Genomic DNA, 20,357 nt, shown 5'->3' on the forward strand with positions numbered 1-20,357 from the left:
TCGAAGTCATCATACCGGCTTCTTTCCGAATACCTTGATGTATTCCTCGACGCCGCCCTTGGCCAAAGCCTTGGCTTGCTTCACCCAGTCTTCACGCTCGATACGACCGTGGAAGCTGAGATAACCATCAACCCATTCGCGCTCGGCCTTCTTCCAGGCAGAAACCTGCTTGAAGGTGAAGATGCCAAGCTCATGCAGGGTTCCTTCAATCTTCGGACCAACACCGGAGATCAGCTTCAGATCGTCAACTACTTCCGGGCGCTCCATGGCAACCGGACGATTGGCATCGTCAAGCTTGAAGGACTGCTTCGTATCGACCGATGCGGCCTTCTCGGCAGTCTTCGGCACCTTGACGTCCGAAGGCGTCTTCAGGGCCGGATCGGTTTCGGGCGCATTGGTGACCGGCTTTGCAGCGTTCGACGGAGCGACGTTCTTCGCTTCTTCGGCGGCCTTGGCTTCGGCTTCCGCCTTGGCCTTTGCTTCCGCTTCGGCCTTCGCCTTGGCGGTCGCGGCGTCCGATGCCTTGCGGGTTTCGAGACCGATCTTCTTGTAATCCAGATCTTCGGTCAGCGACGTCAGACCGTCGACCGGATTGGACGTTTCACGGCCAATCTGCGGGCCCGGCTTGACGGTGTCGCCCTTGCCAGCTTCGAAAGCGTCGATGATTTCGGCAAGGCGTTCCGGCGTCAGATCTTCATAGGCGTCCTTGAAGATCATGACCATCGGTGCATTGGCGCAAGCGCCCTGGCATTCGACTTCTTCCCACGACAGCGTACCGTCGGCATTAAGCTCGAAGGGATCGTGGTTGATCTTGTGACGGCAGACATCCATCAGCGCTTCCGAGCCACGCAACATGCACGGGGTCGTACCGCAAACCTGAATGTGAGCGCGCGTGCCGACAGGCTTGAGCTGGAACTGCGTATAGAAAGTAGCGACTTCCAGAACGCGGATCAGCGGCATGTCGAGCATGGCTGCCACATGTTCGATGGCAGCTTTCGTGACCCAGCCGTCCTGCTCCTGCGCACGCATGAGCAACGGAATGACAGCCGACTGCTGACGGCCATCAGGGAATTTTGCAATCGTCTTGTGCGCCCAGTCCTGATTTTCCGCGTTGAACGCGAAAGCGGCTGGCTGGACGGCATCATCTGCGAGACGGCGAACGGACATCAGCGGTCAACCTCACCAAACACGATATCGAGCGAGCCAAGAATTGCCGACACGTCAGCCAGCATATGGCCGCGGCACAGGAAATCCATGGCCTGAAGATGGGCAAAGCCCGGAGCGCGCAGCTTGCAGCGATAAGGTTTGTTGGAGCCGTCCGAAACGAGGAAGACGCCAAATTCGCCCTTCGGCGCTTCAACTGCTGCGTAAACTTCACCGGCAGGCACATGGTAGCCTTCCGTGTAAAGCTTGAAGTGGTGGATGAGCGCTTCCATTGAACGCTTCATCTCGCCGCGCTTCGGCGGCACGATCTTGTTGTCGGTATTGGAAACCGGACCGACGCGCTCCTTGCCGAGAAGCAGGTCAACGCACTGGCGCATGATGCGCGCCGACTGGCGCATTTCTTCCATGCGGATCAGGTAGCGGTCATAGCAGTCGCCGTTCTTGCCGATCGGAATGTCGAATTCCATCTCGTTGTAGCACTCATAAGGCTGCGACTTGCGCAGATCCCATGCAGCGCCCGAACCGCGCACCATGACGCCCGAGAAGCCCCATGCCCATGCATCTTCCAGCGACACCACGCCGATATCGACGTTACGCTGCTTGAAAATACGGTTCGGCGTGATGAGGTCATCAAGGTTGTTGAGCGTCTTGAAGAACGGATCGATCCATTTGCCGATGTCTTCAACGAGCTGATCCGGCAGGTCCTGATGGACGCCACCCGGACGGAAATAGGCAGCGTGCATACGAGCGCCACAGGCGCGTTCGTAGAACACCATCAGCTTTTCGCGCTCTTCGAAGCCCCAAAGTGGCGGCGTCAGCGCGCCAACGTCCATGGCCTGCGTGGTCACGTTCAGAAGGTGGTTCAGGATACGGCCGATTTCCGAATAGAGAACGCGGATCAACTGACCGCGCTTCGGCACGTCGATGCCCATAAGGCGTTCAACGGCAAGCGCATAGGCATGTTCCTGGTTCATCGGCGCCACGTAGTCGAGGCGGTCGAGATAAGGCACAGCCTGAAGATAGGTTTTGGCTTCCATCAGCTTCTCGGTGCCGCGATGCAGCAGACCGATATGCGGATCGACGCGGTCGACGACTTCGCCGTCGAGTTCAAGCACCAGACGGAGCACACCGTGCGCGGCAGGGTGCTGCGGACCAAAGTTGATATTGAAATTGCGGACCTGAGTCTCAGCCATGTTCAGCTTCCCGTCGCTCAGTTCGTCTTTGCCTTCTCATCGCCCGGCAGGACGTATTCCGTCCCTTCCCATGGCGAGAGAAAATCGAAATTGCGGAATTCCTGACGCAGTTCGACAGGTTCGTAGATGACGCGCTTCAGCTCGTCGCTGTAACGCACTTCCACAAAGCCGGTCAGAGGGAAATCCTTGCGCAGCGGATGGCCTTCAAAACCATAGTCGGTCAGGAGGCGACGCAGATCCGGGTGGCCGGAGAACAACACGCCATACATGTCGTAGGTTTCGCGTTCATACCATTCGGCACCAACGAAAACCGAAACCGCCGATGGAACCAGCGTGTCTTCGTCTGCCTGAACCTTGACGCGGATGCGCTGGTTCTGACGCGGCGACATCAGCTGATAGACCACATCGAAGCGATTGGCGCGCTGCGGGTAGTCAACGCCAGAAATATCCGTCAGATTGACGAACTGACATTGAACATCGTCACGCAGGAAGGTCAGAACGCTGATAAGGCTCGTCACCGGTACAGAAAGCGTCAGCTCGCCATAGGCCAGCTTCGCCTCTTCGATTGCATCGCCGAGGCGTTCCTTGATGTAGCCGGAAAGTTCACCGAGAGCTTCTTCGCTCATTTCCCTAACTTCCTTATTTAGAACTCACACTGCACTTGCCTTGGGAGACTTTTTGGGAGAAATCCCACGCGGCGGTGTCAGTCGAACCCTAACAAAACCTGTATGGCGCAAACCGGTCCAGGGACCGGATTAACGCTCGATCGTACCCGTGCGGCGGATCTTCTTCTGCAGCATAAGAATGCCGTAAAGCAGCGCTTCCGCAGTGGGCGGGCAGCCCGGCACGTAGATATCAACCGGAACCACGCGGTCACAGCCACGAACCACCGAATAGGAATAGTGGTAGTAGCCGCCGCCATTGGCGCAGGAACCCATCGAGATCACATAGCGCGGCTCGGGCATCTGGTCGTAGACCTTGCGCAGAGCGGGCGCCATCTTGTTGGTCAGCGTGCCTGCAACGATCATCACATCGGACTGACGCGGAGACGCGCGCGGCGCGATGCCGAAGCGTTCGGCGTCGTAGCGCGGCATGGAAATGTGCATCATTTCCACAGCGCAGCAGGCGAGACCGAAGGTCATCCACATCAGCGAACCGGTGCGCGCCCAGGTGATCAGAGCATCAGCAGATGTGACGATGAAGCCCTTGTCGGACAGTTCGCTGTTCAGATCGTTGAAGAAAGCATCGTCGGAACCGACAGGCTTACCCGTGCGCGGGTCAAGAATGCCCTTCGGCTGCGGAGCCACGAGTGTGGTGTTGGCTGTGGTCAATCCCATTCCAGCGCTCCCTTCTTCCATTCATAGATGAAGCCGATGGTCAGGACGCCAAGGAACAACATCATCGACGCGAAGCCAAACCAGCCAATGGAACCGAAGGACACAGCCCACGGAAACAGGAAGGCGACTTCAAGATCGAAGATGATGAAGAGAATCGACACGAGATAGAAACGGATGTCGAATTTCATACGGGCGTCATCGAAGGCATTGAAGCCGCACTCGTAAGCTGAAAGCTTTTCCGGGTCTGGCTGTCGATATGCGACGAGGAACGGCGCAACCAGAAGGGCTACACCGATTACCATTGCGATGCCGAGAAAGATGACAATCGGCAAATAGGAACTTAAAAGCTCGTTCATGATCCTTTATCCGGCTTGAATACGAGGCTGCGCCGCCTGTCATAAGCTTTTTGAAGCCCACGACCATGCGACACATTGCATCTATTGCATCCTCGTCGCCCCAAGCAGCTTCAAAAGGCATGCCGTGCGAACTAAGCGCTTTCGCGGGGACGGTTAGCGCAGCCCGCGTTGAAGCGCAACCCCTCCAGCGCCTTCAGGTGGGCATAGTCGGGTCGAGATGCTTAATAAGGCATGACCTCGGGCCCGAATAACCCGGCTGAACTCGTTCTGCCCCCGTCCTGGCACAGTAAGATCATAATTTTGTGAGGCACTGTCTCATGATGCCTTCCCGCTGACAACAGCAAAGAGAATCAACGGCATTATTAATAAACTACGTTTGCGAACCATTTCGAACGCTTCGTCAGGCGGGAGAAATGCGAGCGCGCCCATGCGATCCATCCCGCTCCCCGCCTCCCGCGAATACACCCGCGCTCTGCTGCACGCAAATTTCTTTCGCGCAAGCCGCAATATTGAGAATGGAACCAGCTCCGCACTGTCTCAGCACGCCAAGCCATGCCTTCAGATCGGCAGAGCAGACTTTATCATAAGGACATTGCTTGGAATCGGAACGAAGGGAGGTCACACATGCAAGATTTTCTGCTCGCTGGCGGCGACCTTCTCGTGATCGGCGTGATCGTTCTCTCGGTCGCCTATCTCTCCTGGAAGCAATTCTCCCGATAAAAGAGACTGGCTCGCACAAACCGGCGGACGAACAAATTCGTCTAAACAGTTTTGGCGATCATTTATAAGGAAAGTTCGAGAAATGGCGTGGAGCGCCACTTTCAGTTCAACAGTGCATTTGATTGTGTTGAAGGAAAGTGGCGCGAGTGACGGGGCTCGAACCCGCGACCTCCGGCGTGACAGGCCGGCACTCTAACCAACTGAGCTACACCCGCGCATTTTTCTAAAGCCCGTAGGCTTCGGTCACCACCGGCGTTTCCGTCGGTGTGAGCGGTCGTTTAAGGGGTTCGCGAACAAGTGTCAAGCGCATGTTTGGAGAAGAATTGCGATATTCTGCAATTCATTCACAAGCTTTGCAAAACACCCCGAAAACAGGCCCACGGCGCAGCAGCACACAAATGCTTGCACGACATGAAATACAAAAAAAAGGGAAACAAATGAGGAGGCGTGGAGCGCCACTTTCAGTTCAACAGTGCATTTGATTGTGTTGAAGGAAAGTGGCGCGAGTGACGGGGCTCGAACCCGCGACCTCCGGCGTGACAGGCCGGCACTCTAACCAACTGAGCTACACCCGCGCATTTTTCTAAAGCCCGTAGGCTTCGGTCACCACCGGCGTTTCCGTCGGTGTGAGCGGTCGTTTAAGGGGTTCGCGAACAAGTGTCAAGCAAGTGCTGGGAAGAAAGCAAAAGAATTTTTGCCTTTCTGTGGAAAGGCTGGTTTTCCCGGCTTTTTCAAAGACATCCTGTTATCCACACCACGCTGACCGCCGCAACAATGACGGCGACCAGCGCGATGAATCACGTGCTGCTTCGGATATTCGCCCTCTCACCCGAACTTGTGATTCAAAATCCCGCATAGCGGGACATTACGAAGAATGTAACTGTGGTGTTACGCGACAATTCTCTCTATTCCATGTATCCATGCCTCCCCGATCCTTTTAGCCGCCAAGGCGCACAGAAAACGGATCGGGATAATATGAAGATCGCGCCGCGATAGACTGACTTGCTGCAAGAGCAGATGGAAAGGAATTGAGATGAGCTGGACACCCCATGGACAACACCTGATAGCTGGCGAGTGGGTTGCGGGGGGAGACGACTTTTGCCTCGACACCGGCGACGGGTCCATCACATGAATTCGCAGTCGGTACGCCCGATCTGGTGGCGCGCGCCTGCGAAGCGGCAGAAGATGCTTTCTGGACTTATGGTTATACAAGCCGCGAAGAACGCGCCCTGTTCCTCGAAGCCATTGCCGACGAAATCGAAGCGCGCGCTGCCGCCATTACTGAAATCGGCACGCAGGAAACCGGCCTGCCGGCGGGTCGCCTTGAGGGCGAGCGTGGACGCACCACCGGCCAGCTGCGCCTTTTCGCCAGCCATATTCGCAAGGCTGACTACCTCGACCGTCGCGTGGACGAAGCCCTGCCCGATCGCAAGCCCGCACCCCGTCCGGAAATCCGCCTGATGCAGCGCCCGATCGGCCCAGTTGCCGTTTTCGGCGCATCCAACTTTCCGCTCGCCTTCTCGACCGCTGGCGGCGACACCGCCGCAGCGCTTGCCGCAGGCTGCCCGGTTGTGGTTAAGGGCCACTCCGCCCATCCCGGCACCGGCGAAATCGTCGCTGACGCCATTCAGGCCGCCATCGCCAAGACCGGCGTGCCGAAGGGTGTGTTCAGCCTCATTCAGGGTGGCGACCGCAAGGTCGGCGAAGCGCTGGTCACTCATCCGCTGATCAAGGCTGTCGGCTTTACCGGATCGTTGGGCGGTGGCCGCGCTTTGTTCAATCTGTGCGCCCAGCGCCCGGAACCGATTCCTTTCTTCGGCGAGCTTGGCTCGGTCAATCCGATGTTCATGCTGCCGGAAGCCATGAAGACCCGCGCGACGTCGCTCGGCGAAGGTTGGGCTGGCTCGCTGACTATGGGCGCCGGTCAGTTCTGCACCAATCCCGGCATTGCTGTGGTGATCGACGGTTCGGATGCCGACAGCTTTGTGCAGTCAACCCGCAGCGCTCTGGAAAAGGTCGCGCCGCAGGTCATGCTGACCGATGGCATTGCCAAGGCCTATCAGGACGGCAAGGCGCATCTCGACAGCCGCAACTCCGTCAAGCCGGTGCTGACCACCGAAAGCAAGGGCCGTGAGGCTTCGCCCAATCTCTATGAGACCACCGGCGACGCCTTCCTCGGCGATCACAGCATCGGCGAAGAAGTGTTCGGCCCGCTCGGCGTTGTCGTTCGCGTCAAGTCGGTCGATGACATGGTGCATCTGGCAAAAGGTTTTGAAGGCCAGCTGACGGCAACCTTGCACATGGACAAGGACGATGCCGCCGCAGCGCGCAAGCTTCTGCCCGTTCTGGAACGGAAGGCCGGACGCGTTCTGGCCAACGGTTTCCCAACCGGCGTGGAAGTGGTCGATTCGATGGTTCATGGTGGCCCCTACCCGGCCAGCACTAATTTCGGTGCAACCAGCGTCGGAACCATGTCCATCCGTCGCTTCCTGCGCCCCGTCAGCTATCAGAACATCCCAGCCGATGTGCTCCCTGCTGACCTCGCGTAAATAAACAGATCAGACGCAGATCAAAGTCTCAAAGAGCTTTGGTCTGCGTCTCATCATTAGAGCGTAAAAGGGCGCCGGTCTCAAAAGTCCAAGTCAGTTTCCATGGACGGATTCCTCAAGGCGCGCACGTTCGCGCAAGCGAAAGCTGCGGGGCGTTTCGCCTGTGAAATTCTGGAAGAAACGCGAAAAATAGGCCGGGTCCGCAAAGCCGAGTGAATAGGCAATATGCTGGACTGACGACGGTATGGCGATCAAATCGTGCTTGGCCACCTCGATCAGCTTATGCGCAATCATATGTTGTGTCGTCTCGCCGGTAAGCCGCCGCACCAGCCGGTTGAGATGGGTTGGAGACAGGCCGAGTTGATTGGCATAAAACGCCACCGGGCGATGCTCGCGAAAATGCCGTTCGATTAGTTCCAGAAATTTTTCCACGCGCGCATCGCTATAGTCAGGGCGCCCGGTCTCATCAAGTGACCCACTCAATCCATGACGTGACACCAGCACAATCATCGTCTTGAGCATGGACTCCAATATGCTGTTTTTATATGGCTTTCTGGAATAGAACTCGACCTGTATCCGATTGACGGTCGAGGCTGCCAGTTCACGATCCTCCAGCGCGGCATCTTCCATCGCCACAAGTCTCGGCTCATTCAACCAGGCTCCGAACGCCCCACCGCGGCGGTCGCAGACAAAGGGCATATGCGGGCGCAATATCGTGATGATGTGCCCATTGATATCGCGTGAGAACGAAAACCCATGGTTGAATCCGGGCGGCACAAGAATAGCGCATGGCGTGCGAAAACTGTGAATCACGCCGTTGAAACTGGCATTGCCTGCGCCATCCTGAATGTACAGGAATTGAAAGAAATTCTCGTGACGATGCAGCGATATTTCAAACTGATACAGGCTGGATCTGGAATACAGCGTCTCACAATGTAGCCAGAAATCGGGCTTTTTATCGGTCCCTTCCCCATAGAGTTCATAGGTTGGAACATCGACGCGCATCATTCTCTCCTGCAGATTGTGTTCGATTTGTACAATTAATTGCAGCAAGAATCCATTGCCAGTTTGCAACGATTCCAAAAAATAAGGGGCATCGTTGCGTTGGGAGGAAATCATGCGCACTAAAGTCGCCATTATTGGTTCGGGTCCGTCCGGCTTGCTGCTCGGACAACTCTTGACGCGCGCCGGTATCGACAATGTCATTCTCGACCGCGCCAGCGAAAATTATATTCTGGGCCGCGTACGCGCCGGGGTGCTCGAAGAAGGCACCGTTCGCCTGATGGAAGAAGCCGGCGCCGCCGAGCGCCTGCACCGCGAAGGCCTGCCGCATGACGGTTTCTCGCTTGCCTTCGACGGTCGTGATCACCGCATCGATCTTCACACCCTCACCGGCAAGCGCGTGACCGTCTATGGTCAGACGGAACTGACGCAAGACTTGATGGATGAGCGGCACAAATCCGGCACTGTCGGCATTTATGAAGCCGCGAATGTTACGCCGCATGATTTTGACGGCGCATCGCCTTACGTCACCTACGAAAAAGATGGCGTCACGCACCGGATCGATTGCGACTTCATCGCCGGTTGTGATGGCTATCACGGCATCAGCCGCAAATCGGTGCCCGAAAAGGCCATCACCAATTTCGAAAAGGTCTATCCTTTCGGATGGCTTGGCGTTCTGGCGGATATTCCGCCGGTCGATCACGAACTTATCTACGCCAATCACGAACGCGGTTTCGCGCTGTGCTCAATGCGGTCGGAAACCCGCAGCCGCTATTATCTGCAGTGCTCGCTGGACGAAAAGATCGAGGATTGGAGCGACGACCGCTTCTATGACGAATTGCGCCGTCGTCTGCCCGTGAACCATGCGGAAGCTCTGGTGACAGGCCCCTCTTTCGAAAAGTCGATAGCGCCGCTTCGCTCCTTCGTTGCCGAGCCGATGCGTTTCGGAAAACTGTTCCTCGTCGGCGATGCCGCCCATATCGTTCCGCCGACCGGCGCGAAGGGCCTCAATCTGGCGGCCAGCGATGTCCACTATCTTTTTGAGGGCTTGCGCGAGTTCTATCTCGAAAATTCTGCAGCGGGCGTGGATGCCTATTCGGCCAAAGCACTGGCGCGCATTTGGAAAGCGGAGCGCTTTTCCTGGTCGATGACGAAAATGCTGCATCGCTTTCCTGACATGGAAGCTTTCGATCAGAAGGTTCAGGAGGCGGAGCTTGACTATATCAGCCATTCTCACGCGGCATCGACCGCGCTGGCGGAAAACTATGTAGGATTGCCGTTCTAAACATAAGCAATCACACATACGGCGCGCTGCTTTGTACTTAAGTGGCGCGCCATCGTGCCTATCGGTGCGCGTCGGGCTTGAATGCGAGGAAATATCGGACTTAAATCCTTGAAAGAAAGTCTGTGCGCAGCGGTGTTGAATCATTTCTTATTTGGACACTAACATAACCAATGAGTTATGATTTCGGCAGACAATATCATTTTACATAAACAGTCAGATCGACATTCTAGAGCGCAACCCGAAAAGTGTGGAGACGGTTTTCGGAAAGATGCGCGTTAGGCAAAAGTTGGGACGCGCCGATCTAATGCAAACAGATCGAAACGCGCTCTAAAATAGGACATTCCATGCGATACTGAGACGGTCAGGCGCAGGAATGTTGGGCAACCGGGAGGAAGACATGAAGAAAATTGCACTCACCGCGCTGGCGGTATTGTCGCTCACCGCATCCGCGGCTTATGCCGATGTGGTCAAGGTTGGCGTTATCGGTCCGTTTTCGGGACCGTTTGCCATTCAGGGCAAGAATTTCAAGGCCGGTATCGACGCCTATATGGCCGAACACGGCAACAAGGTCGGCGAAGACACGGTGGAAGTCGTTTATCGCGATGTACCGCAGGCCGATCCCGCGCAGTCCAAGGCACTGGCGCAGGAACTCGTCGTCAAGGAAGGCGTGCAATATCTGGCAGGCTTCTATTTCACGCCTGACGCCATGGCCGTCACGCCGATCTTGAAGCAGGGCAATGTGCCGATGGTGGTGATGAATGCCGCCACGTCCGCAATCGTGACCAAGAGCCCCTATGTGGTGCGCACATCGTTCACGACCTGGCAGACCTCAACCCCTATTGCCAAAGTGGCAATCGACAAGGGCGTGAAGAAGGTCATCTCGGTGGTGAGCGATTACGGTCCGGGCGTCGATGCGGAAAATGCTTTCAAAGCCGCTTTTACGGAAGCTGGCGGTGAAGTGGTGGAAGCCATCCGCATGCCGCTTGCCACCAATGATTTCAGCCCGATCATGCAGCGCATCAAGGATTCCGGTGCGCAAGGCGTTTTCGCCTTTCTACCGTCCGGTCCCACCACGCTCGGTTTCATGAAAGCCTATGTCGATAACGGCCTCAAGAAAGACGGCGTACAGCTTTTTGCGCCGGGCGACCTGACGCAGGAATCCGATCTTCCCGCCCTTGGCGAAACGGCGCTTGGCGTGCTGACGACCTTCCATTATGCGATTTCGCACGATTCTCCGGAAAACAAGAAGTTCGTCGAAGAAGCGGGCAAGGCCATCGGCAACCCAGCTGAATTGTCCTTCCCGTCTGTCAGCGCCTATGACGGCATGCATGTCATCTACAAGATGATCGAAGCAACCGGCGGCAAGAAGGATGCGGAAAAGGCTGTGGAAGCCGTCAAGGGCATGGAATGGATCAGCCCGCGCGGCCCGGTTTCCATCGATCCGGAAAGCCGTCACCTGACGCAGAATATCTATCTGCGTGAAGTCGCCAAGGCGGAAGACGGCACCTATTACAACAAGGAAATCCAGACCTTCGAAAAGCAGGGCGATCCGGGCCTCAAGGCCAAGTAATTCACCTGCTTCACGGTTCAGCCCGCCTTATATTCCAAGGGATATGAGGCACTTGCGCTCCCGGAACGTTCCGGGAGCGACTTTCTCTCCGCCTCCGGCCAGAGAATCGATCTAGAGCGTTCCAGCTAGAACGGAATCATGGAACCGCTCTATCTCTTTGTTTTACGCATTATCCTACGCAAAACCGCTATGCACTTTTGCCGGAAATGCTCCAATAGGATTACTCAATGCAGACTGTGCTCAGCATTGCTGTCGATGCCCTCGCCTATGGCATGGTGCTTTTCGTCATCTCTATCGGCCTTTCGGTCACCATGGGCCTGATGCGCGTCGTCAATCTGGCGCATGGCGCCTTTGCGATGATCGGCGGCTATTTCGCGTCTTACGCCGCGCATCAGCTTGGCCTCAATTACGGTTTTGCCATCATCATTGCCGTTATCGGCACGATGATTATCGCTGTTCCGGTGGAGCGCCTGCTCTATCGCCGCATCTATGGCGCACCGGAGCTGACGCAGGTTCTGATGACCATCGGCATCACATTCTGCATCATCGGTCTGACAAACTATATTTTCGGCCCGACGCTGAAGACCATCCCACTGCCGGAAATGCTGCGCGGCTCGATTGATCTCGGCTTCCGCGCCATCGCCAAGCATCGCGTTTTCGCCATCGGCTGTGGCCTCGCCGTTGCAATCGGCCTCTGGTACATCGTTGAACGCACCGCCTTCGGCGTCAAACTTCGCGCTGCTGTCGATAACGCCAATATGGCTGCCGCGCTCGGCGTTCGGACCGAAATCGTCTATGCGATCAGCTTTGCGCTCGCTATCGGCCTTGCCGCATTCGGCGGTGTCGTCGGTGCTGAACTGCTGCCCGTCGAGCCCTATTACGCGCTGCGCTATATGGTGACGTTTCTTGTGGTCGTTTCCGTCGGCGGCGCTGGCTCCATCCCGGGCGCTCTTATCGCCTGTCTGCTGCTCGGCGCTATCGACACGACGGGACGCTATCTCGCGCCAGAATATGGCGAATTCTTCTTCTATCTGGCGGTGATCGTGATCGTTACCCTGTTTCCACGCGGCCTTGCCGGAAGGTTGGCCAAGAAATGACCGACATGTCGCAAACTCTCCCCCAAAACCGCAATTCCTATGCGGGCCTGATTGGCGTCATCGCCATCATCGTGGCCAGCATCGTCGGCTGGTTCCTGTTCCCCGACAATCTGGCGCTTCTGACACGCATCATCGCCATCGCGCTTCTCGTACTCTCGCTCGATCTCGTCACCGGCTATTGCGGCATCGCAACGCTCGGCCATGCAGCCTTGTTCGGCGCTGGCGCTTATGGCGCGGGCATTGCCGCAGCGCATTTCGGCGTGACCGACCCGCTGCTCATGACGCTGATCGGCCTCGCCGCTGGTGCCGTCACCGGACTGGTTTCCGGCTTCGTCATCTTGCGCGCCCATGGATTGGCGCAGCTCGTATTGTCGATTGCCGTGGTGCATCTTTTCCACGAAGCGGCCAACAAGGCATCCAACTGGACCGGCGGCAGCGATGGCCTGAGCGGCATTTCGCCCGATCCGATCTTCGGCATGTTCGAATTCGATCTTTATGGACAGACCGCCTATATTTTCGGTGTCATCCTGTTGATCGTGTCGTTCATTTTCCTGCGCTATGTCGTGCGGTCGCCTTTCGGCATGCTTTGCCGGGGCGTGAAGGAAGATCCGATCCGTATCCACGCCATGGGTGCTTCGGTTCATTCGGCGCAGCTTCGCATGTATGTCATTTCCGGCGCCATTGCCGGTATCGGCGGCGCGCTGAACGCCATTTCAACGCAGGTCGTGGGTCTCGACAGCCTCAGCTTCACCATGTCGGCGGAAGCGCTGGTCATGCTGGTTCTGGGCGGCACGGGTACTTTGTTTGGCGGTCTGATCGGCACCGTCGTCTTCATGTGGTTCGAAGATCTGGTTTCTGCCGCCAATCCGTTCCACTGGCTCACCATGGTTGGCGCATTGCTGATCCTCGTGGTGCTGTTCGCCCCGCGTGGCCTTTATGGCACCGCTGTCAATTATTTCGAGAAGCGGAAGGCGCACAACCCATGAGCACCGTGTTTGAAGTCTCAAAACTGCGCAAGAATTTCGGTGGTCTTGCCGTCACGAACGATGTCTCGCTCAGCATGGCCAAGGGCGACCGTGTTGCCCTGATCGGACCGAACGGCGCAGGCAAGACCACATTCGTCAATCTCGTGACGGGAAACCTTCCCGCCACCTCCGGCACAGTGACGCTGGGCGGCGAGAATGTCTCGAAACTCAACGCCATGCAGCGCGTCCGGCGCGGTCTGGTGCGCTCATTCCAGGTCACGCGGCTCTTCTTCGACATGACGCCGGAAGAACATGTCGCGCTCGCCGTTTTGCAGCGAGAAGGCAAGACGGGCCGCATTCTCGGCGATTATCATAAAATGCCGGGCGTGATGGATGAGGTGCGCGGTATTCTCGACACGCTCGGCCTGCTGCCGCTCAGTCAGCTGCGCGTCAGCCAGATCGCTTATGGCCAGCAACGACTGCTGGAGATCGCGCTGGCACTGGCGCTACGTCCAAAGGTGCTGTTGCTGGACGAACCCGCCGCCGGTGTGCCGCAAAGCGATACGGGCCGCATCGAAGAAGCGCTCGACCGCCTGCCAGCCGATCTCGCCGTTTTGATGATCGAGCACGATATGGACCTCGTTTTCCGCTTTGCAAAACGCGTCATCGTGCTTGCCGCCGGAACAGTGATTTTCGACGGCCTGCCGCAAGATGTCGTCCAGGACGCCCGCGTCCGTGAAGCCTATCTGGGGAGCTATGCGCAATGAGTGCAGCCTCGCTTGAAATCCGCAATCTTTCGTCCGGTTATGGTCCTACACGGGTCATTGAAGATGTGTCGTTCAAAGCCGAACCCGGCTCACGGCTGGCCATATTGGGGCGCAACGGCGTTGGCAAGACCAGCCTCTTTGCGACCATCGCCGGACAAACCCGGCGCTATGGCGGCGAAATCCTGCTCGGCGGCCAGAATATCGCGACACTGCCGTCAGCTGCCCGTGCGCTTGCCGGTCTTGGCTATGTACCGCAGACCCGCGATGTGTTCCCCACGCTGACGGTGGAAGAAAACCTGTTCGTCGGCTTGAAAAAACGACCAAAGGACGCGCTTGAGGAAGCCTATGCAATGTTCCCCCGCCTGAAGGAGCGCAGGCGTAACCTCGGCTCGCAGCTTTCCGGCGGCGAGCAGCAGATGCTTTCAACGGCGCGCAGCATTCTCGGCAAGCCGACGGTGCTGCTGCTGGACGAGCCGCTTGAAGGCCTCGCACCGGTCATTTGCGAAGAGCTGATGGCAGCATTCTCGACACTGGCGCAAAAAAGGCGACATGACAATCCTGCTCGTCGAACAACGGATCCAGAGCGCGCTAGACTTCGCCGATCACGTTATCATTCTGGAGCGTGGCCGCATTGCATGGTCGGGCACGTCCGAACAACTGGCGTCAGATCATCACGCAGTTGAAGAACACCTGGGCGTCGGCGGCTTGCATTGATCGAGCGCCGCTAGCATCATCAGAGTTATAGGAGATTATGGCGGGCATTGTCCCGCCATAGTCGTTTTAGCGGCTTGGCGCATTAATCGTCACAAACCGGCAGCCAAATGAGGGTTGTCTGTGCTTATCTTGCAATATTTTCAGAGAGATAAAATGGTGGGCGATGAGAGACTCGAACTCCCGACATCTTCGGTGTAAACGAAGCGCTCTACCAACTGAGCTAATCGCCCGACTGATTTGTCAGTCGCGTGAGAGCCGTTTAGGCAATTCGTGCGACAAGCGCAAGAGCAAATTTTGGCAATTCGCACAGTTTCGACCATTTTTCCAAAATGAACAAATTCGATGCGCCATGAACACCCCAAACTATCGGCAGCTGAGCGGACGGTAGAGTTGTTTTCAAGGGGATCGGGCTGGCGCTGCTAATGCCACGTAAGATAGGGCATTCGATAAAAGCACAGCTGCCGTTGGCTTCTCACGCACAAATATGACGCGGATTTAAAAATCAGAAGAAACTAATTCTATTTTATCACATTTCACTAATTAATCTTTCTTGAATTTTCCCCGTGGGGAAATCGCATTATCTCGCAATGTATTTGGAACATGGAGAAGAATTATAATGCGTAATGTCATTCGCGTTTCTTTGACCGGCCTCTTTCTCGGTGCAAATCTCACAGCAGCCCTCGCGCAGGCGACGCCAGAGCAGATGGAAATGGCCTATAGTGCAGCCCGCAATCAGCTCGGCGTGCTGACCTATTGCAAGGACAAGGGCTATACCGACGATGCAGCCATCGAAATCCAGAACAAAATGCTTGGCTTGATCCCTCCTCCCGCCGATACGTCGAAGGCCGAAGCTGCCGAAGAAACCGGCAAGCAGGGCAAGGTTTCCGTCATGGGTATGGAACAGGATCTGGCCACCAGCGCGAAGGCGCAGAATGTTTCGGAAGAAAAATTGTGCCAGACCATGGCAGACGCTGTGAAGCAGGCCGGTGCGCAGCTCCCAAAGTAAGCGCCGCTGGATAAGCGAAAAGAACCCCGCTCAGGCGGGGTTTTGTTTTTTTGGCCTTGTGCGTCGGAAACGATCGTTCAGCCCCAATGCTTGGGTATATTTCAGCAATTTATTAATCATACAAAGCGCTTATCTTCTGTTTACCATGCAACTTAAGAGCGCAAAAAGAATTGCCCGTGTAATTTGGCTCCAGGTCAAGACGACCAGCTAATAAAAGCAGAGTCTCAGGAGCAACACCATGTCCAAGCTTTTCTCGCGTTTTCGCAAAAATGAATCCGGCGCAACCGCTATCGAATACGGCCTCATCGCCGCTCTAATCGCAGTCGTGATCATCGGCGCAACACAGTTACTCGGAACGAGCATTCGCACCCAGTTTACGGCGATCTCCACTGCTATCACCGGCGCTGGAACAGGCAACTAATTCAATCTTCTTCAAAAGTGCAGGGGTGCCCGGCACCCTGCACTTTTTGAACGCGCTTTAAATTTCATGCACCCGTTATTCAATTCCTCAATTTGATATATTTTCTGTCTCATTCTTTAAAAATTCGTCAGATATAGAATGTCTGATGATCGGTATGGGTAGAAGGCCCATGCTCAAATTGCGGAAATCAGCTATCACACCGTAATCTTTAGTGATTTTGCCGCTTCACGCCGTTTCTGCATAATGTTCGTCGAAAGAATGTTTGCCAAATGCTGCAACATTCAGCGATGTACAGCGTTCGAGCTTTGAAGGAGCGAAGGCCATGTCATTAAAATCACTTCTGATCGCCGTTGGCATAGGCATATCCGGACTGACGCTCACCGCGTGCGTGTCCGAAGGCTATTATGGCAGCGGCGGCGGCTACTACGACCCTTACTATGTGCAGGGCAGCTATATCGGCACCGGCGTTGTCTATGATAGCGGACGCTATTATCGCAATTACCCGCGTTATTATCGGGATTCACGCTATCGCGATTACCGTTATCGTGATCGGGATCGTCGCCCGAATTACAACAGACCGGACCGACCGCGCCCGCCGCAAGGTGAGCGTCCGCGTCCACCGCAAGCCGAGCGCCCATCGCAACCACGCCCGGAAGCAAGACCTTCGAGCAGCAACAGGCCCCGCGCCTATATCAGACCGCGAGGCAATGAGCCGCGGTAGGTCGAGAATCAAAAAGGCTGCGAAATTCGCAGCCTTTTCTTTTTTCAGAGCTTGATCACATATTCCTTGCGGGTTGTTTCCAGCACGTCCCAGCTGCCCTTGAAACCGGGCCGGATAACGAAACTGTCGCCCGCTGAAACTTCACGGCTCGATCCGCCCTCCTCGCTCAAGATCGAGCGACCGGAGAGAATATGACAGAACTCCCATTCGTCATATTCGATCCGCCATTTTCCGGGCGTGCTTTCCCATATGCCGGCAAAGAGCGTGCCATCGGCATTTTCTTCCAGATTCCATGTCCGGAATTTTGGATTACCAGCGAGAACGCGCTCCGGCAGCGGAGCGCCCTCTTCCGGTTCAATGCCGGTCAGGTCGAAGTCGAGAAACCGGCTCATCCGGTCAGACCTTGGCGAGAGCCTGTTCGATATCCGCTATGATATCATCGGCATCCTCGATGCCGATAGACAGACGCACGACATCCGGACCAGCGCCAGCCGCCACTTTCTGCTCGTCGCTCAGCTGCCGATGTGTGGTCGAGGCCGGATGAATCACGAGCGAACGCGTGTCGCCTATATTGGCCAGCAGCGAGAACAGGTCGAGGCTATCCACGAATTTCACGCCCGCATCATAGCCGCCCTTGAGACCGAAGGTGAAAACCGAGCCTGCGCCCTTCGGCGAATATTTCTGCTGAAGCGCATGATATTTGTCATGTGGCAGACCAGCATAGTTCACCCATGATACCTTCTCATGACCATGCAGCCAGGAGGCAACCTTCTGTGCATTGTCGCAATGGCGCTGCATGCGCAACGGCAGAGTTTCCACACCGGTCAGAATCTGGAAGGCGTTGAATGGCGAAATCGCCGGGCCGAAATCGCGCAGGCCAAGCACGCGGGCCGCAATGGCAAAGGAGATATTGCCGAAGGTCTTATGCAATTCCAGACCAGCATAATCTGGACGCGGTTCGGTCAGAAGCGGATAATTGCCCGACTTCGCCCAGTCGAAGGTTCCGCCGTCGATGAGGATGCCGCCCATGGAATTACCATGGCCGCCAATGAACTTGGTCAGCGAATGCACGACAATATCCGCGCCGTGTTCGATCGGGCGCACGAGATAGGGCGAAGCAAGCGTATTGTCTACGATCAAAGGCAGGCCATGCTTGTGGGCGATTTCGGCAATCGCTTCGATATCCACGACTATGCCGCCCGGATTGGCAAAGCTTTCAATGAAGATTGCGCGCGTCTTGCCATCGATCTGCTTGGCAAAGTCGGTCGGATTGCTGGCGTCGGCCCAGCGCACCTGCCAGCCGAAGGATTTGAACGACTGACCGAACTGGTTTATCGACCCGCCGTAAAGCTGGCGCGCAGCGACGAAATTATCGCCGGGCTGCAAAAGCGTATGGAAAACGAGCAGCTGCGCGGCATGCCCCGATGCCGTTGCGACAGCTGCGGTGCCGCCTTCAAGCGCTGCGATGCGCTCTTCCAGCACCGCCGTCGTCGGATTGGTAATACGTGTATAAATATTGCCGAACGCCTGTAGCCCGAACAGGGAAGCCGCATGATCCGCATCTTCGAACACGAACGACGTCGTCTGATAGATTGGCGTTGCACGCGCGCCCGTTGTCGGATCAGGCTTTGCGCCTGCGTGAACGGCCAGTGTTTCTATGCCGGGTGAGCGTTTGGACATCTATTCCTCCTGATAACGAATGCCACTCTTTGAGAGCGGACGTTAGGCTCTGCCAAAAAGAAAGCAAAGGAGGAATTTTTCGACTGATATCAAAGCGCGGAATTTTATTCCCGCTTCATACGCTATCCGATCAAGCGCGGGTATTCTATCGCGGGACAACGATCCATGATGACGGTGAGCCCTGCTTCTTCGGCACGCTTGCCAGCTTCTTCATGAACAACGCCGAGCTGCGTCCACAAAACGGATGGACGCTGCTTCATGGCGAGGATTTCATCCACAATACCCGGCAGCGAATAAGGCTCACGAAACACATCGACCATGTCGATCTGCTCTTCAATATCGGCCAGACGCGCCACGACGCGCTGGCCGTGAATTTCCTTGCCGACCTGCCCCGGATTGACGGGAATGACGCGGTAGCCCTTGGAGAGCAGAAACTCCATCACGCCATTGCTTGGGCGCTCTGGCTTCGGGGAGGCACCAAGAAGCGCAATTGTTTTGACGGATTGGAGAATGTTGCGAATTTGGTCGCCAGACGGATTGTTCATGTTCTTACCTCACCAGTCTCAACTGCGCGACCGTATTTATCGTTCGCACGACAGGATGCCGCTTGCAACACAAGGGTCCACGCTTCTATTCCTATAAAGATTGGGAGGACTGGATGAATATCAATATGACAAGACACACAAGTCTGGCTCCGGTGATGGATATCGACAACTTGCGCACTTTCATGAAGCGTGAGTTTCCGCAGCTTGGTACGAGTTTCGAGATTGTTGCGATTGATGAAGGTTCCACCACGATGCGCCTTCACGCCGACGAGCAACATCTGCGTCCCGGCGGCACGGTTTCCGGCCCTGCGCTATTCGCCCTGGCCGATGTTGCTGCCTATGCGGCTATTCTGGCGCATATCGGCCCGGTCGCGCTGGCGGTGACCACCAATCTCAACATCAATTTCCTGCGCAAGCCCTCACCCGGCGCGGTGGAAGCTGTCGCGCAACTTCTGAAGCTTGGAAAACGCCTCGCCGTCCTCGATATCAGCCTGACCGATGGCGCGACTGGCGAACTGGTTGCTCATGCAACAGCGACTTATTCAATCCCACCGCGTTAAAAGCACCACAAAAACATAGGGTATTATAATACCAAATAAACAAGCCATTGATTTTATTATGCTTTTAAAATCATCGTGCAAATACGGGACTTGACGGCGGGGCAGAGTTTGTGTATCGACCCGCCGGAAGCGCGCGAAACTTAATTTTTTGCACGCCCGTTCGGGTTGGATATCACCAACACAAGCAACAAAAAAAGCCCTGATGTTCATATCGGGGATTAGTCTAAGGAAGACTTCAATGGCAACTTTTTCTCAGAAGCCGGCTGAAGTGGTGAAGAAGTGGGTACTGATCGACGCCGAAGGTCTCGTCGTTGGTCGTCTCGCAACTATCGTCGCCAATCGCCTGCGTGGCAAGCACAAAGCAACCTTCACCCCGCATGTTGACGATGGCGACAATGTCATCATCATCAATGCCGACAAGGTTGTTCTGACCGGCAAGAAGTACACCGACAAGGTTTATTACTGGCACACCGGCCATCCGGGCGGCATCAAGGAGCGCACTGCTCGCCAGATTCTCGAAGGCCGTTTCCCGGAACGCGTTCTCGAGAAGGCTATTGAGCGTATGATCCCACGTGGTCCGCTCGGCCGTCGCCAGATGAAGAACCTGCGCGTTTATGCAGGTCCGAACCATCAGCATGAAGCTCAGCAGCCGGAAGTCCTCGACGTCGCAGCGCTGAACCGCAAGAACAAAGGGAATGCATAATC

Annotated in this window: 19 protein-coding genes, 3 tRNA genes and 2 pseudogenes; 12 read left to right on the forward strand and 12 right to left on the reverse strand. The window is 56.0% G+C overall.

What is annotated here, in order from left to right:
- Positions 1 to 9: 9 nt before the first annotated feature.
- The 7 genes from QLQ11_RS04205 to QLQ11_RS04235 all read right to left on the reverse strand — a co-directional run bounded on the left by QLQ11_RS04205 (position 10) and on the right by QLQ11_RS04235 (position 5,345).
- Positions 10 to 1,167, reverse strand: coding sequence for an NADH-quinone oxidoreductase subunit E (locus tag QLQ11_RS04205; RefSeq protein WP_121535817.1), 1,158 nt, complete (start codon positions 1,165 to 1,167; stop codon positions 10 to 12).
- Entirely contained in the window at positions 1,167 to 2,357 is a 1,191-nt protein-coding gene (locus tag QLQ11_RS04210; protein ID WP_109368795.1) for an NADH-quinone oxidoreductase subunit D, read from the reverse strand. The genes QLQ11_RS04205 and QLQ11_RS04210 overlap by 1 nt, the downstream gene beginning before the upstream one ends.
- 17 nt (positions 2,358 to 2,374) lie before the next feature.
- Positions 2,375 to 2,983, reverse strand: coding sequence for an NADH-quinone oxidoreductase subunit C (locus tag QLQ11_RS04215; RefSeq protein WP_109368794.1), 609 nt, complete (start codon positions 2,981 to 2,983; stop codon positions 2,375 to 2,377).
- A gap of 129 nt (positions 2,984 to 3,112) precedes the next feature.
- Complete coding sequence (locus tag QLQ11_RS04220; RefSeq protein WP_010661172.1) at positions 3,113 to 3,694, reverse strand: NADH-quinone oxidoreductase subunit B family protein; 582 nt, start codon at positions 3,692 to 3,694, stop codon at positions 3,113 to 3,115.
- Positions 3,685 to 4,050, reverse strand: coding sequence for an NADH-quinone oxidoreductase subunit A (locus QLQ11_RS04225; RefSeq protein WP_078338422.1), 366 nt, complete (start codon positions 4,048 to 4,050; stop codon positions 3,685 to 3,687). The genes QLQ11_RS04220 and QLQ11_RS04225 overlap by 10 nt, the downstream gene beginning before the upstream one ends.
- 858 nt (positions 4,051 to 4,908) lie before the next feature.
- Positions 4,909 to 4,985, reverse strand: a tRNA-Asp gene (locus tag QLQ11_RS04230).
- A 283-nt stretch (positions 4,986 to 5,268) separates the two neighbouring features.
- Positions 5,269 to 5,345: transfer RNA gene (locus tag QLQ11_RS04235), tRNA-Asp, on the reverse strand.
- A gap of 458 nt (positions 5,346 to 5,803) precedes the next feature.
- Here QLQ11_RS04235 and QLQ11_RS04240 point away from each other — a divergent pair.
- Positions 5,804 to 7,319 (forward strand): annotated as a pseudogene (locus tag QLQ11_RS04240) (aldehyde dehydrogenase (NADP(+))).
- Between the two features lie 93 nt (positions 7,320 to 7,412).
- On the opposite strand, the gene QLQ11_RS04245 reads toward QLQ11_RS04240, so the two are convergent.
- On the reverse strand, positions 7,413 to 8,324 hold the full coding sequence (locus QLQ11_RS04245) for a helix-turn-helix domain-containing protein (RefSeq protein ID WP_283736119.1): 912 nt from the start codon (positions 8,322 to 8,324) through the stop codon (positions 7,413 to 7,415).
- 112 nt (positions 8,325 to 8,436) lie between these two features.
- On the opposite strand from QLQ11_RS04245, the gene pobA reads away from it, so the two are divergent.
- The 6 genes and pseudogenes from pobA (at position 8,437) to QLQ11_RS04275 (ending at position 14,719) form a co-directional block, all read left to right on the forward strand.
- On the forward strand, positions 8,437 to 9,606 hold the full coding sequence (pobA, locus tag QLQ11_RS04250) for a 4-hydroxybenzoate 3-monooxygenase (protein ID WP_109368791.1): 1,170 nt from the start codon (positions 8,437 to 8,439) through the stop codon (positions 9,604 to 9,606).
- 397 nt (positions 9,607 to 10,003) lie between these two features.
- Positions 10,004 to 11,176, forward strand: coding sequence for an ABC transporter substrate-binding protein (locus QLQ11_RS04255; protein WP_124915632.1), 1,173 nt, complete (start codon positions 10,004 to 10,006; stop codon positions 11,174 to 11,176).
- A gap of 227 nt (positions 11,177 to 11,403) precedes the next feature.
- Positions 11,404 to 12,273: a branched-chain amino acid ABC transporter permease gene (locus QLQ11_RS04260; protein WP_109368789.1), complete on the forward strand. Its 870-nt coding sequence runs from the start codon at positions 11,404 to 11,406 to the stop codon at positions 12,271 to 12,273.
- Positions 12,270 to 13,259: a branched-chain amino acid ABC transporter permease gene (locus QLQ11_RS04265; RefSeq protein ID WP_283735819.1), complete on the forward strand. Its 990-nt coding sequence runs from the start codon at positions 12,270 to 12,272 to the stop codon at positions 13,257 to 13,259. The genes QLQ11_RS04260 and QLQ11_RS04265 overlap by 4 nt, the downstream gene beginning before the upstream one ends.
- Positions 13,256 to 14,005: an ABC transporter ATP-binding protein gene (locus tag QLQ11_RS04270; protein WP_283735818.1), complete on the forward strand. Its 750-nt coding sequence runs from the start codon at positions 13,256 to 13,258 to the stop codon at positions 14,003 to 14,005. Before QLQ11_RS04265 ends, QLQ11_RS04270 begins: the two co-directional genes overlap by 4 nt.
- A pseudogene (locus tag QLQ11_RS04275) lies at positions 14,002 to 14,719 on the forward strand (ABC transporter ATP-binding protein). The gene QLQ11_RS04270 and the pseudogene QLQ11_RS04275 overlap by 4 nt, the downstream one beginning before the upstream one ends.
- 154 nt (positions 14,720 to 14,873) lie before the next feature.
- On the opposite strand, the gene QLQ11_RS04280 reads toward QLQ11_RS04275, so the two are convergent.
- Positions 14,874 to 14,949, reverse strand: a tRNA-Val gene (locus QLQ11_RS04280).
- Positions 14,950 to 15,335: 386 nt separating this feature from the next.
- Here QLQ11_RS04280 and QLQ11_RS04285 point away from each other — a divergent pair.
- From QLQ11_RS04285 to QLQ11_RS04295, 3 genes are all read left to right on the forward strand, one after another.
- Positions 15,336 to 15,725 (forward strand): pore-forming ESAT-6 family protein, encoded by a 390-nt coding sequence (locus tag QLQ11_RS04285; RefSeq protein WP_140024779.1) that lies wholly within the window; start codon positions 15,336 to 15,338, stop codon positions 15,723 to 15,725.
- 238 nt (positions 15,726 to 15,963) lie between these two features.
- Entirely contained in the window at positions 15,964 to 16,146 is a 183-nt protein-coding gene (locus QLQ11_RS04290; RefSeq protein WP_121535787.1) for a Flp family type IVb pilin, read from the forward strand.
- 322 nt (positions 16,147 to 16,468) lie between these two features.
- Positions 16,469 to 16,867 (forward strand): hypothetical protein, encoded by a 399-nt coding sequence (locus QLQ11_RS04295; protein ID WP_371835919.1) that lies wholly within the window; start codon positions 16,469 to 16,471, stop codon positions 16,865 to 16,867.
- A 44-nt stretch (positions 16,868 to 16,911) separates the two neighbouring features.
- On the opposite strand, the gene QLQ11_RS04300 is transcribed toward QLQ11_RS04295, so the two are convergent.
- The 3 genes from QLQ11_RS04300 to QLQ11_RS04310 form a co-directional block, all read right to left on the reverse strand.
- A complete protein-coding gene (locus tag QLQ11_RS04300) occupies positions 16,912 to 17,259 on the reverse strand; it encodes a cupin domain-containing protein (RefSeq protein ID WP_283735816.1) in 348 nt (115 codons plus the stop codon).
- Positions 17,260 to 17,263: 4 nt separating this feature from the next.
- Positions 17,264 to 18,547 (reverse strand): O-acetylhomoserine aminocarboxypropyltransferase, encoded by a 1,284-nt coding sequence (locus QLQ11_RS04305; protein WP_109368754.1) that lies wholly within the window; start codon positions 18,545 to 18,547, stop codon positions 17,264 to 17,266.
- A gap of 122 nt (positions 18,548 to 18,669) precedes the next feature.
- Positions 18,670 to 19,092, reverse strand: a complete 423-nt coding sequence (locus tag QLQ11_RS04310; protein ID WP_283735815.1) for a CoA-binding protein — start codon at positions 19,090 to 19,092, stop codon at positions 18,670 to 18,672.
- A 113-nt stretch (positions 19,093 to 19,205) separates the two neighbouring features.
- On the opposite strand from QLQ11_RS04310, the gene QLQ11_RS04315 reads away from it, so the two are divergent.
- Complete coding sequence (locus QLQ11_RS04315; RefSeq protein ID WP_283735814.1) at positions 19,206 to 19,652, forward strand: PaaI family thioesterase; 447 nt, start codon at positions 19,206 to 19,208, stop codon at positions 19,650 to 19,652.
- 238 nt (positions 19,653 to 19,890) lie between these two features.
- Positions 19,891 to 20,355 carry a 50S ribosomal protein L13 gene (gene rplM, locus QLQ11_RS04320; protein ID WP_078340528.1) on the forward strand — a complete coding sequence of 155 codons (465 nt, stop codon included), beginning with the start codon at positions 19,891 to 19,893 and terminating at the stop codon, positions 20,353 to 20,355.
- Positions 20,356 to 20,357: the final 2 nt, after the last annotated feature.

The organism is Ochrobactrum sp. SSR, from assembly GCF_030067775.1.
GTDB classification, from domain to species: domain Bacteria; phylum Pseudomonadota; class Alphaproteobacteria; order Rhizobiales; family Rhizobiaceae; genus Brucella; species Brucella teleogrylli.

Excerpts from the sequence above, each read along its gene's own strand:
- QLQ11_RS04315 (WP_283735814.1), top strand. The coding sequence starts at position 19,206 with ATGAATATCAATATGACAAGACACACAAGTCTGGCTCCGGTGATGGAT.
- QLQ11_RS04225 (WP_078338422.1), bottom strand. The coding sequence starts at position 4,050 with ATGAACGAGCTTTTAAGTTCCTATTTGCCGATTGTCATCTTTCTCGGC.
- QLQ11_RS04300 (WP_283735816.1), bottom strand. The coding sequence starts at position 17,259 with ATGAGCCGGTTTCTCGACTTCGACCTGACCGGCATTGAACCGGAAGAG.
- QLQ11_RS04220 (WP_010661172.1), bottom strand. The coding sequence starts at position 3,694 with ATGGGATTGACCACAGCCAACACCACACTCGTGGCTCCGCAGCCGAAG.
- QLQ11_RS04245 (WP_283736119.1), bottom strand. The coding sequence starts at position 8,324 with ATGCGCGTCGATGTTCCAACCTATGAACTCTATGGGGAAGGGACCGAT.
- QLQ11_RS04260 (WP_109368789.1), top strand. The coding sequence starts at position 11,404 with ATGCAGACTGTGCTCAGCATTGCTGTCGATGCCCTCGCCTATGGCATG.
- QLQ11_RS04285 (WP_140024779.1), top strand. The coding sequence starts at position 15,336 with ATGCGTAATGTCATTCGCGTTTCTTTGACCGGCCTCTTTCTCGGTGCA.
- QLQ11_RS04290 (WP_121535787.1), top strand. The coding sequence starts at position 15,964 with ATGTCCAAGCTTTTCTCGCGTTTTCGCAAAAATGAATCCGGCGCAACC.
- rplM (WP_078340528.1), top strand. The coding sequence starts at position 19,891 with ATGGCAACTTTTTCTCAGAAGCCGGCTGAAGTGGTGAAGAAGTGGGTA.
- QLQ11_RS04270 (WP_283735818.1), top strand. The coding sequence starts at position 13,256 with ATGAGCACCGTGTTTGAAGTCTCAAAACTGCGCAAGAATTTCGGTGGT.
- pobA (WP_109368791.1), top strand. The coding sequence starts at position 8,437 with ATGCGCACTAAAGTCGCCATTATTGGTTCGGGTCCGTCCGGCTTGCTG.
- QLQ11_RS04265 (WP_283735819.1), top strand. The coding sequence starts at position 12,270 with ATGACCGACATGTCGCAAACTCTCCCCCAAAACCGCAATTCCTATGCG.
- QLQ11_RS04295 (WP_371835919.1), top strand. The coding sequence starts at position 16,469 with ATGTCATTAAAATCACTTCTGATCGCCGTTGGCATAGGCATATCCGGA.
- QLQ11_RS04205 (WP_121535817.1), bottom strand. The coding sequence starts at position 1,167 with ATGTCCGTTCGCCGTCTCGCAGATGATGCCGTCCAGCCAGCCGCTTTC.
- QLQ11_RS04215 (WP_109368794.1), bottom strand. The coding sequence starts at position 2,983 with ATGAGCGAAGAAGCTCTCGGTGAACTTTCCGGCTACATCAAGGAACGC.
- QLQ11_RS04210 (WP_109368795.1), bottom strand. The coding sequence starts at position 2,357 with ATGGCTGAGACTCAGGTCCGCAATTTCAATATCAACTTTGGTCCGCAG.
- QLQ11_RS04305 (WP_109368754.1), bottom strand. The coding sequence starts at position 18,547 with ATGTCCAAACGCTCACCCGGCATAGAAACACTGGCCGTTCACGCAGGC.
- QLQ11_RS04255 (WP_124915632.1), top strand. The coding sequence starts at position 10,004 with ATGAAGAAAATTGCACTCACCGCGCTGGCGGTATTGTCGCTCACCGCA.
- QLQ11_RS04310 (WP_283735815.1), bottom strand. The coding sequence starts at position 19,092 with ATGAACAATCCGTCTGGCGACCAAATTCGCAACATTCTCCAATCCGTC.